Consider the following 11394-nt stretch of genomic DNA (forward strand, 5'->3'; position numbering starts at 1 on the left):
CCACCATCGTCCACGCGCCGGGCGAAGCCGACGGCCGCACCGAAGTCTTCGCGCCGCAGGACGGCATCATCCTGACCCGCCGCTCGCGCCGCATCATCCGCGCCGGCGAAGACCTGTTGAAACTGGTCGGCGACAGGAAGAGCACCGACGCCCGGTCGGGTACGCTGGAGGATTAGCCTCCGTCGAATCCAGTTGCGCGGCCGCCCAATCGCCGCTAAGGGAATCGCCATGAACATGCGTTCGATCAAGACCATTTGGTGGTGGGCCTGCTGACAGCGGCCTGTTCGAACGCGTGCGCGTGAAAATAGAGGTGGCCGCAACGGAATGTCCGGGCGGCCATTTGTTTTTCAAAGCCATTCCCGGGTCCGTTGCCCAAGTAGCTGATGGAGACGGCAATGACGTTGAAGGTTCTGGAAACCGGCGCTGAAAGCTTCGTGACGGCGGGTGGCATCACCATCACCCGCGAGCGCCATGGCCGGCCTTATGAAGGTGCGATCGACGCTTATGTCGACGGGCTGAATTCGCGCCGGGGCGCGGTATTTTCCTCGAACTACGAATATCCCGGCCGCTATACGCGCTGGGATACGGCCATCATTGATCCGCCGCTGGTCATCTCCGCGCGCGGCCGCGCCATGCGCATCGAGGCGCTGAACGGCCGCGGCGAGGCGCTGCTGCCGGTCATCGGCAGGACACTGGGCGGTCTCGCCGAAGTCACCATCGCCGAGACCGCCAAAAAGCTGATCCGCCTCGACGTCGCCAAGCCCGGCCGTGTCTTCACCGAGGAGGAACGCAGCCGCGTTCCCTCCGTCTTCACCGTGCTGCGCGCCATCACCGCTCTGTTCAGGACAGCCGAAGACGCCAATCTCGGCCTCTACGGCGCCTTCGGCTACGACCTTGCCTTCCAGTTCGACCCGGTCGAGCACACGCTCGTTCGCAAGGAAAGCCAGCGCGACCTGGTGCTGTTCCTGCCCGATGAGATCCTGGTCGTCGACCATTATTCGGCCAAGGCCTGGACCGACCGCTACGACTATGCGGGCGAGGGTTTTTCGACCGAAGGCCTGCCGCGCGATCAAATCGCCGAGCCGTTCAAGACCGCCGACCGCATCCCGCCGCGCGGCGACCATGAGCCGGGCGAATACGCCAATCTGGTGCGCCGGGCGATGGACAGCTTCAAGCGCGGCGACCTATTCGAGGTCGTCCCCGGCCAGATGTTCTACGAACGCTGCGAGACGCAGCCATCTGAGATTTCACGCAAGCTGAAGTCGATCAACCCGTCGCCCTATTCCTTCTTCATCAATCTGGGCGAGAACGAATACCTGATCGGCGCGTCGCCCGAGATGTTCGTGCGCGTCAACGGCCGCCGCGTCGAGACCTGCCCGATCTCCGGCACCATCAAGCGCGGCGACGATGCCATTTCGGACTCTGAGCAGATCATCAAGCTGCTCAACTCCAAGAAGGATGAATCCGAGCTCACAATGTGCTCGGACGTGGACCGCAACGACAAGTCGCGGGTCTGCGATCCAGGTTCGGTGCGCGTCATCGGCCGCCGCCAGATCGAGATGTATTCGCGCCTGATCCATACGGTCGATCATATAGAGGGCCGGCTGCGCGAAGGCATGGACGCTTTCGACGCGTTTCTGTCGCATGCCTGGGCGGTCACCGTCACCGGCGCGCCGAAACTATGGGCCATGCGCTTCATCGAGCAGAACGAGAAGAGCCCGCGCGCCTGGTATGGCGGCGCCATCGGCATGGTCAACTTCAACGGCGACATGAACACCGGGCTTACCTTGCGCACCATCCGCATCAAGGACGGCATCGCCGAGGTGCGCGCCGGCGCTACATTACTCTTCGACAGCATTCCCGAGGAAGAAGAAGCTGAAACCGAACTGAAGGCATCCGCCATGCTCTCCGCCATCCGCGACGCCAAGATGGGCAATTCGACCAGCACCGAGCGCACCACGGCGCGCGTCGGCGACGGCGTCAACATCCTGCTGGTCGACCATGAGGACAGCTTCGTCCACACGCTGGCCAACTACTTCCGCCAGACCGGCGCCAATGTCTCGACCGTGCGCACGCCGGTGCCGGAGGAAGTCTTCGAGCGGCTGAAGCCCGACCTCCTCGTGCTGTCGCCCGGACCCGGCACGCCGAAGGATTTCGACTGCGCGGCGACCATCAGACGAGCCCGCGCCCGCGACCTGCCGATCTTCGGCGTCTGCCTTGGCCTGCAGGCATTGGCCGAAGCCTATGGCGGCGAACTCCGGCAATTGCACATTCCCATGCACGGCAAGCCGTCGCGTATCCGCGTCTCGAAGCCGGGCATTATTTTCTCCGGCCTGCCCAAGGAAGTGACCGTCGGCCGTTACCACTCGATCTTCGCCGATCCGGTGCGCCTGCCTGACGATCTCGTGGTCACGGCCGAGACCGAGGACGGCGTCATCATGGCCTTCGAGCACCGCAAGGAGCCGATTGCCGCGGTGCAGTTCCACCCGGAATCGATCATGACGCTCGGCCACAATGCCGGCATGCGCATCATCGAGAACATCGTCGCCCACCTGCCGCGCAAGGCCAAGGAAAAGGCAGCCTGACCGTAATGGCCGAAGCCGAGAACACCATGGCGATCGCGGCGAAAGCCGCCGCGAAGCGCAAGGTCGCCAATCTCGCCTTCTGGTCGATCGTGGTCGCCTTTGTCGTGCTCGCGCTCAAGGCCGCCGCCTGGTACGTAACCGGATCCGTCGCGCTCTATTCGGACGCGCTGGAATCGATCGTCAATGTCATTGCCTCGATGGCCGCTTTCTGGGCGATCCAGGTCAGCTACAAGCCTGCCGACCAGGATCACCCTTTCGGCCATCACAAGGCCGAGTATTTGTCGGCCGTGCTCGAAGGCGTGCTGATCGTGGTCGCCGCGCTTTTGATCCTGAGCGAGGTCTGGCGCTCCTGGCAGACCCCGGCCCCACTGGAACAGCCTTGGGAAGGGCTTGCCGTCAACGGCGTCGCCACCGCCATCAATGCTTTCTGGGCCTGGACGCTGATCCGCGCGGGCCGAGCCGAAAAGTCACCGGCGCTGGTCGCCGATGGCAATCACATCATGACCGATGTGGTGACCTCGGTTGGCGTCTTCGGCGGCCTGGTCGGAGCGATCCTGACCGGCTGGCAGATCCTCGACCCGGCACTGGCCGTCATCGTCGCGCTCAACATCCTGTGGCAGGGCTGGCATGTCATCGGCTCGTCGATGAACGGCCTGATGGATCGGGCCGTCGATACGGCGGAGCACATGCGCATCCGCGACATCATCTCGGCCAATTGCAAGGGCGCTCTGGAGGTGCATGATCTCAAGACCCGCATCGCCGGCCGCGCCACCTTCATCGAGTTCCATCTGGTCGTCGATGCAGACATGTCGGTTGGCGCCAGCCATATCATCTGCGACCGCATCGAGGACGCGCTGAAGGCCGACATTCCCTCGGTGCGGGTGACCATCCATGTCGAGCCCGACGACGAGGCCAAGCTGCCCAAGGGCACGACCGCAGTGCCGTTTGCTTGATGCGGTTAGAACGGTTGGAAGATTGGCCGAAGCCCTTCCTCCTTCGTCATCCTGGGGCGAAGCAGGAGCGAAGCTCCGTCGCGGAGACCCTGGGATCCATGCCGCGACATTAATCGAAAGGTGCAGCGGAGCAGAACTCTGCACCGTGGCGGCGCGTCCAAGTCGCGGCGTGGATCCTATGGTCTGCGCCGCGTCGCTTCGCTCCTTGCTCCGCCATAGGACGAAGTGCCAGATCTCAAGGCGCGCAGGCCGATTGCGGCATTGACTCCAGCCGATAGACCTTGTCGTCGGACGCGGTCTTGCCGACGGCCGCCTTCGAGCAGAGGTCGACAACCGCCAGGCTACTATTGGGATTGGCAAGCATGATGGTGCCGTTGGCGCCGCGCTTGAGGAAGATTTCCTTTTGCGCGATGTCGCAGGAAAAATTGCTCGTCTTCGAACTCGCAGCACAACGCCACTGGTCGGCTTCGCCCTGGCACGAATAGGTCTGCGTGACCTTGGCCCCCTTCTGCCGCGTGGTGACGGAGACGGCAATGTCGGCGCCGTCGGGCCAGTTCGCGACATCGTCCCCGGAGGCGAAGGATGCCAGTTCCACCGGCCCGCGGAACACCCGGATCGACTGGGTCAGTTGGTCGGGATGCGAACTCATATGCGCCGCGTCATAGTCGCGCCCGTAGCAGAAGGCCTGGTCGGGTTTGAACCGCTCGCGCAGCGGCGGCCCGAGCGCCGGATCGATCGGATCGATCCGCGCGAACTCCGCCTTGCAGGTTGCGGGGGGCATCGGGTCGAGGCGGAAATTGTCGTCTTCCTTGCCCAGCGCCTGCCTGTCGTATTCAGCCGTGCCGAGTTCTTCTTCCGAACCGGCGTCGAGATAGATATCGGACGACAGGTTCGACAGGATCAGCCTGCCCCTGTCGTCGACCTTCAGCGATGCCAGCGTGCGGTCGCACTCCATGCCGCAACGGATCGGGCCCGATTTGCCGTCCTCGGACTCGTGATTGCACCAGCCGCCGGCCCATTCCGGCGCCTTGGCGCCGCGCACCGTGGTGATGAGGAAACCATTGTAGGATGTATCGGAATTGGCGCCCGGTTCCTCATTGGGACGGCTGACCGGATCATGGCCGTAGTAGAAGAAGATCCGCGCCACCTTCTGCTTCGGATGCGCCTTGAGATGCGCCGGGTCATAGACCCGGCCGAAACAGGCATCCGCCCCGTTAGGGCTGAGTTCGGTGAGCTTGAGCGCATCGCCAGCAAAAGCAGAACCCGTAAGTCCGCCAAGCAGTGCGGCGCCGAACCCGGCGCCGGCGAGCGTCTTCCATTCCCTGAACGCCATGTGCCCCCCACCTCCGCATCGACAGGACGTAACGTCGATTTATGCTAGTATTGCGGCTTGAGCCACGCAAATCGCAGCGAAATCTGAGGGGATGCCATGCGCCGACGTGACATGTTCCAGGCGGTTCTCGCCGGAGCCGGAACGCTTCTCGGCCTGCGCGCGGTACAGGCAGCGACCACCGAGCCTGTCAGGTTGAAGGTCGCCTATCATCTTAGCGATCTCGACAAGGTCAATTTCGTGCTCGGCAACATCAAGAACCATTATGAGGGCACCAGCGGCAATGTCGAGATCGCGCTGGTCGTGCATGGTCCGGCTCTTGCCGCCTTCAAGTCGAAGGGCATATCGGCGGCGATTTCGGGGCGCTTTACCGGTCTTGTCCAGCAAGGGCTCGACCCGCATGCTTGCGGCAACACCATGCACGGCATGGACATCACGCTCGCCGACCTGCTCGACGGCTTCCGTGCCGCCGACAAGGGCGGCGTCGTCAAGCTCGCTGAATTGCAAAGCCAGGGCTATGTCTATCTCAGGCCTTGAAGCGGCACTGACTTGAATGCAAGGGTGCAAGACCCACCACCAAGGTGTCGGAAATCCCCGGAGGAACAGCAGTGCCAGAGACAGCCCTTGGTCTTGTCATCCCCGATCTCGCCGGCAAGGCGGTGCTGGTCACCGGTGCCTCGACCGGCATCGGCGCGGCGCTCGCGCTCGCCTATGCCGAGCAGAAATGCAAGGTGGCGCTGCACTATAATTCCAGCCACGACGCCGCCGAGAAACTCGGCCGGACCATTCGCGACGGCGGCGGCGAGGTCTTCCTTGTCCAGGGCGATTTTTCTCTCCCCGCCGATGTCGAACGCGTCGTCGAGGACAGCGCGCGACATTTCGGCCGCCTTGACGGGCTGGTCAACAATGCCGGCGGCATGCTTGGCCGCGTGCCCTATGCCGAGCAGACCGAGGCGCATTACGACGCGGTAATGGACCTCAACGCCCGCTCGGTGCTGACCGCCTCGCGCAAGGCGATGCCATGGCTGAAGATACAGGGCGGCTTCATCGTCAACACCTCGTCGATCGCCGCGCGCAATGGCGCCGGCGGCGGTGCCGGCCTCTATGGCTCGGCAAAAGCCTTCGTCTCCAACGTCACGCGCGGTATGGCCAAGGAACTGATCGGCTTCGGCATTCGCGTCAACGCCGTGGCGCCGGGCACGATCCTCACCCCCTTCCACGAACGCTATTCGACCGATGAGCAGGTGAAGGGCATGGTCGCAACCATTCCGCAGGGCCGCGCCGGCACGGCGCAGGATTGCGTCGGCGCCTATCTGTTCCTCTCATCGGACCTGTTGAGCGGCTACATCACCGGCCAGGTGATCGAGGTTAATGGCGGCCAGTTGATGCCTTGACCGACGACCGGCATACTGGACACACTCCTTTCGCGCCAACCCTGGGGGAGACGAGGACATGTACGGACTGATCGGCAAGATGCGGGCGGCGCGCGGCCAACGCGACGCGGTCATGACTGTGCTGCGTGAAAGCACCGGCGCCCTGCCCGGCTGCCTGAGCTATATCGTCGCCACCGACCCTGCCGACGCCGACGCGATCTGGGTGACCGAAGTGTGGACCGATCAGGCAAGCCACAAGGCATCCCTGCAGCTTCCCGAGGTGCAGGCGGCGATCGCCAAGGCACGGCCCTTCATCGCCGGCTTCGAGTTCCAGGTGGAAACCCATCCCGTCGGAGGCTTCGGCCTGCCAGCGAGCAAAACCGGCTAAGGCGCGCGCGCTGCAAGGCGCTCGGGCAGGAAATCGACGAAGACGCGCACCTTTGGCGACAGGTGGCGATTGGAGGGCCATAGCATCCGGAACTGGCCACGACCGTCGACATGATCGTCCAGCACGGTGCGCAGCCTGTCCTCGCGCAGCGCCTCCCGCACCAGGAAATCGGGCATGCAGGCGATGCCGAGTCCGGCGATCGTGGCGCCTTTCAAAGCTTCCATGTTGTTGCAGGTCAGCATCGAACGGATCAGCGGCTGGGCGCTCCCGGTAATGAATGGCCAGTCCAGCAGCCTGCCGCTGTTGAGATAGCGGAAATTTATGCCGAAATGCCCGATGAGATCCGCCGGCACGCCGGGTATGCCATGGCGATCGAGGTAGGAGGGTGCCGCGCACAGCAGCATGCGGAAGGGCGCAATGGGTTTCGACACCAATCGTGAATCGGGCAGCTCGCCGCTGCGGATCGCGACGTCGATGCCTTCTTCGATGACGTCGACGATCCGGTCGTTGAAATCGATATCGAGCTCGATCTCGGGATAGCGCGCCATGAACTCCGACAGCACCGGCAGCAAAAGATGGTAGGTGACGATCGGGGTCGAGACGCGCAGCCGCCCACGCGGCGTCTCCCGTGTCCGCGACAGCATCGCCTCGGCATCGTCGATGTCGTCGAGAATGCGTCGCACGCGCTCGTTGAACAGCTTGCCCTCCTCCGTCAGGCCGATCCGCCGCGTGGAGCGCTGCAGCAGCCGCACGCCGAGCTCCTGCTCGAGCCGCGCCACACTTTTGCCGACCGCGGAAGCGGAGATGCCGAGCGCCCGCCCGGCGGCGACGAAGCTGCCGAACTCGGCGGTGCGGGCGAAGGCCAGAAGGCCGCTGAGGCGATCCATCATATTGCTCCATTCGAGCGTTTCGTTCCGTTATGTCGAGATATTTGATACCATTCTTCCTGATCTGTCTCTGACCTATCTTGGTCGTCATGACCGGGCGCCGCGATTGAGCGGCACGCCGGCGCAGAACTACTCAGATAGGAAAATCCATGACCTTGAAGATCACCGCCGGCCCGGCCGAGAGATGGCTCGTGCTCTTGTCCGTATGCCTTGCCGCCATGACGATGCCCCTGACCTTCACCGGCCCGGCCGTCGCGCTCTCCCGTATCGCGGCCGATCTCGGCGGCAGCCCGATCACGCTCAATTGGGTGACCAACGCCTTCATGCTGACCTTCGCCGCCAGCCTGATGGCAGCGGGCGCTCTGGCCGACAATCATGGCCGCAAGCGGATCTTCCTCGTCGGTCTCGCCCTCTACATCCTCGCTTCGCTCGGCGCGATGCTGGCGCCCGACATCGCCTGGTTCGATATCTTCCGGGCCGCGCAAGGGCTCGGCAGTGCCCTGGCCTTTGCCGGCGGCGCCTCGGCACTTGCCCAGGAATTCGAGGGACCATTGCGGCTGCGCGCCTTCTCCTTTCTCGGCACCAGTTTCGGCATCGGGCTGGCCTTCGGCCCGATTGCCTCGGGCCTGCTCATCTCCATGTTTGGCTGGCGGTCGATCTTTGTTCTGGTCATGGCACTCGCGGTTGCCTCGGCAATCCTTGGCCTGCGCACCATCAGGGAATCGCGTGACCCGGATGCGATCGGCCTCGACTGGGCGGGCGCCGGCACGTTCACCGTCGCGCTGGCCGCGCTGACCTATGGCGTGTTGCAGGCGCCGCAGAGCGGCTGGGCCGATCCTCTTGTGGTAACGCTCCTCGGCGTGGCCGTCCTTTGCGTTGGGCTGTTCGTCGTCGTCGAGCGGCGCGTGCGCCGGCCGATGCTCGATCTCACCCTGTTTCGCTATCCGCGCTTCGTCGGTGTCCAGTTCCTGGCTGCGGCGCCCGCCTACGGCTTCGTCGTCCTGCTCGTGCTTTTGCCGATCCGCTTCATCGGCATCGAGGGGATGGGCGAGATCAAGGCCGGGCAATTGATGATCTGCCTCTCCGGGCCGTTGCTGGTCCTGCCCTTGCTTGCCGGCCAGCTGGCGCGCTGGATCGCTCCGGCGACGATCTGCGGCGTCGGCCTGCTCGTAGCGGCGGCCGGTTTGGTCTGGCTGAGCCTGACGCCATCGATCGGCGTCGCGCTGGTCGCGCCGCTGATCCTGATCGGCGTCGGCATCGCCTTGCCCTGGGGATTGATGGACGGGCTCGCCGTCAGCGTCGTGCCGACCGAGCGGGCCGGCATGGCGGTCGGCATCTTCAACACCACGCGGGTCGCTTGCGAGGGTGTGGCACTGGCCATCGTCATGGCGATGCTGTCAGGCTTCACCGCGGCGCAACTCGCCGCTCGAGGCGCTGCGTCTTCCAGCGATGCGGCCGCCGCGGCGCAGTTGCTGGTGACCGGCAATGTCGGCGGAACCGCGCAACATTTGCCGATGGCCGCCGCCGCCGTTCTGGCCGAGGCCTACGAAACGGCGTTCGACAGGCTGCTGGTCGTGCTGGCGGCAATCACCCTCGTCACCGCCCTCGTCGTCTTCCTCGGCTTGCGTCGCGGATCGGCGCCCGAACACGAGACCGTGCCGCTGCCGGCGTGCCAGGAAGGGTAGGCATCAGCCATTTGCAGGCCAGCTGGATATCAATGCACCTTAGTCCAGCCTATGCATCAGATCGTCATCAAGCCAGCGGCCGAAGAAATAGGCCAGCTGCTTGTGCCACCACGGCCAGTCGTGGCTGACGTCGCCCCCCCAATAATCGACCCAGGCGGGAATGGATTTGTCGCGCAGGATCTGTTCCAGCTGGCGTGTCTCGACCAGCATGCGCTCCTCCCAGGCGCCTTGCCCGCAGCAGAAGATCAGCCTGAGCGCCTTCAGCCGCGCCAGCAGCTTCGGGTCGACGATCCCTGGCAGATAATCGAGCGGCGAGTTGTAGAAGATGTCCCCGTCGAGTGCCTTGCCGAAGAAATCGCGCGCCGAATAAACCCCCGACAGCGAGATGACGCCGCTGGCGAGTTCAGGAAAACGGAAGACGAAATTCGAGGAATGGTAGCCACCCATCGAACAGCCTGAAAACAGCGGCTTCAGCCGCCGTCCGCCATTGGCTTGCGCCGCGGTTTCCAGAAATTCCGGCAGTGCTTCCTCTCGCACATAGCGGAAATAGGCCTCGTGGCGGGCGATACGGTGCGCGGCATCGACATGCCTGGCGAAGAAGGATTCCGAATCGATGCCGTCGACGGTGAACAGCTGGATGCGGCCGGTGTCGATGAACTCGGCGAGCGCGCCCACCCCGCCGGAATCCTCGAACTGGTAGAACCGGCCCTGCGAAGTCGGGAACACCACAACCGGCCGGCCGGTATGGCCGTAGCGCTTGTACTCCATGTCGCGGCCGAGATTGCGGGCGAAAGCCTTGTGATAGGAGACGTCCATGGGCCTCAAGCCTTTTCCGCGTGGATATAGGCCACCGCCTCGCGCAGCTCCGCCTGATCCTTCGAGCGCATCTGATAGGCGTAATTCCCCATGGCGCGGCTGAAAACCTCTTCTATTGGCTGATGATGGACGATCTTGTCGCCGTGCGCGGCTAGCACGTCCGCATGGCTGTGCAAATAGTCGAGGTGGCGCTTGCGGCTGGCATAGGCGGTGAAATACTTGCCCTCATAAGGGCCGCCGGCGGCGTCCTTGACCACCATGTCCGCCCACGCCGCGTAGACATCGATGTCGAACGTGTAGTTGATCGCGTCGGTCATCCAGGCGCCGGGCGGGCGCATGTTGACCTCCAGTGCGATGATGCGGTCATCCCTGGTCTCGAACAGCTCGATGTGGAAAAAGCGTTCGCGCACGTCGAATGCTTTCAGGATCTTGCGGCCGGCTTCCTCGACGACAGGCCTGATCCGGGGAAAGCAGGTGTAACTCATGTGGCGGTCCTTGTTGACCACATCCATGACGCTCTGGTCGTAGCGGTGGCTGGCCGCCAGCACCACCTCGCCGTCGCGGTTGACCAGCCCGTCATAAGTCACCACCAGCCCCTCGATGAACTGCTCCATGACGAAGGTCACATCCTCCGGCTTGTCCCGGAAGAACTGGTCGAGCTCTTTCGCATTGGAGATCTTGAACGTGTTCGAAGCGCCGGAGCCTGAATCCGGTTTGACCACCACGGGATAGCCGACGCGGCGGATGAAGGTCATGGCGCCGGCCCGGTCGGAACATTTGCGCTGCGCGATGGTCTCGACGCCGCTCTTGCGGAAGAAGGCGCGCATGCGGCTCTTGCGCTTCAGATTCTTCACGAAATCGAGTTTGGTGCCGTAGATGTTGAAGTCTGTGCGGATGTTGGCTTCCAGTTCCAGCCAGTGCTCGTTGAGCGATTCGAACCGGTCGATGCGACCCCATTGGTGGATGAAATGCCCGATCGCCCGGAACACCGGCTCATAGTCCTCCATGTCGGCGACGCGGTAGTATTCGGAAAGCGCCGCCTTCAGTTTGCCGTCCAGCGCATCATAGGGTGCGTCGCCAATGCCGAGCACCGTTGCGCCGGCCTTCTTCAGCCGATCGCAGAAATCGGCGCCATTGGCGGGAAAATGCGGCGAGAAGAACACGAAATTCATGGACAACCCCCTGCCGGCGGCACCCCGCCACCGTTCAAGTCTGGCGCATTTGCAGCGCGCGGGGAAGAGCACCCACGCTAGGTGTGAGCTTTCGGGAGGTTGTCCATTCGGACCGGACCGAGGAGACTGGAGTTACCAGGCTTCAGTACAGATCGGAGGGTCCGAATGAACATCCACAAGAATGCCCGTCTGACGCCGCTGCGTC

At 63.7% G+C, this 11394-nt stretch carries 10 protein-coding genes and 1 pseudogene; 7 read left to right on the forward strand and 4 right to left on the reverse strand.

Going from position 1 to position 11394, the window contains the following annotated elements; translation table 11 throughout:
• The 3 genes and pseudogenes from O7A61_RS28240 to O7A61_RS28250 all read left to right on the forward strand — a co-directional run.
• A pseudogene (locus tag O7A61_RS28240) lies at nt 1-176 on the forward strand (peptidase M14); the annotation flags it as partial.
• Between the two features lie 219 nt (nt 177-395).
• Nucleotides 396-2585 (forward strand): anthranilate synthase, encoded by a 2190-nt coding sequence (locus tag O7A61_RS28245; protein ID WP_337132567.1) that lies wholly within the window; start codon nt 396-398, stop codon nt 2583-2585.
• A 5-nt stretch (nt 2586-2590) separates the two neighbouring features.
• Entirely contained in the window at nt 2591-3538 is a 948-nt protein-coding gene (locus O7A61_RS28250; RefSeq protein ID WP_337132568.1) for a cation diffusion facilitator family transporter, read from the forward strand.
• 235 nt (nt 3539-3773) lie between these two features.
• On the opposite strand, the gene O7A61_RS28255 is transcribed toward O7A61_RS28250, so the two are convergent.
• Complete coding sequence (locus O7A61_RS28255; protein WP_337132569.1) at nt 3774-4871, reverse strand: hypothetical protein; 1098 nt, start codon at nt 4869-4871, stop codon at nt 3774-3776.
• A gap of 96 nt (nt 4872-4967) precedes the next feature.
• Between O7A61_RS28255 and O7A61_RS28260 the strand changes: the two genes are divergently transcribed.
• From O7A61_RS28260 to O7A61_RS28270, 3 genes are all read left to right on the forward strand, one after another.
• The gene (locus tag O7A61_RS28260; protein WP_337105879.1) at nt 4968-5405 is read left to right on the forward strand and encodes a DsrE family protein; all 438 of its coding nucleotides are present in this window, start codon (nt 4968-4970) and stop codon (nt 5403-5405) included.
• Nucleotides 5406-5476: 71 nt separating this feature from the next.
• Nucleotides 5477-6262 (forward strand): SDR family NAD(P)-dependent oxidoreductase, encoded by a 786-nt coding sequence (locus O7A61_RS28265; protein WP_337132570.1) that lies wholly within the window; start codon nt 5477-5479, stop codon nt 6260-6262.
• Between the two features lie 58 nt (nt 6263-6320).
• A complete protein-coding gene (locus O7A61_RS28270) occupies nt 6321-6629 on the forward strand; it encodes a putative quinol monooxygenase (RefSeq protein WP_027146406.1) in 309 nt (102 codons plus the stop codon).
• Here the strand turns inward: O7A61_RS28270 and O7A61_RS28275 are convergent.
• The gene (locus O7A61_RS28275) at nt 6626-7516 is read right to left on the reverse strand and encodes a LysR family transcriptional regulator (RefSeq protein WP_027146405.1); all 891 of its coding nucleotides are present in this window, start codon (nt 7514-7516) and stop codon (nt 6626-6628) included. The two genes, O7A61_RS28270 and O7A61_RS28275, sit on opposite strands and share 4 nt — an antisense overlap.
• Before the next feature lie 149 nt (nt 7517-7665).
• On the opposite strand from O7A61_RS28275, the gene O7A61_RS28280 reads away from it, so the two are divergent.
• A complete protein-coding gene (locus O7A61_RS28280) occupies nt 7666-9201 on the forward strand; it encodes an MFS transporter (protein ID WP_337132571.1) in 1536 nt (511 codons plus the stop codon).
• Nucleotides 9202-9240: 39 nt separating this feature from the next.
• Here O7A61_RS28280 and O7A61_RS28285 read toward each other — a convergent pair whose 3' ends face one another.
• Nucleotides 9241-10017 carry an esterase family protein gene (locus O7A61_RS28285; protein WP_337132572.1) on the reverse strand — a complete coding sequence of 259 codons (777 nt, stop codon included), beginning with the start codon at nt 10015-10017 and terminating at the stop codon, nt 9241-9243.
• Between the two features lie 5 nt (nt 10018-10022).
• Entirely contained in the window at nt 10023-11189 is a 1167-nt protein-coding gene (locus O7A61_RS28290) for an ATP-grasp domain-containing protein (protein WP_337132573.1), read from the reverse strand.
• Nucleotides 11190-11394 lie beyond the last annotated feature (205 nt).

Source organism: Mesorhizobium sp. Cs1321R2N1 (genome assembly GCF_037179725.1).
Lineage (GTDB): Bacteria > Pseudomonadota > Alphaproteobacteria > Rhizobiales > Rhizobiaceae > Mesorhizobium > Mesorhizobium salmacidum.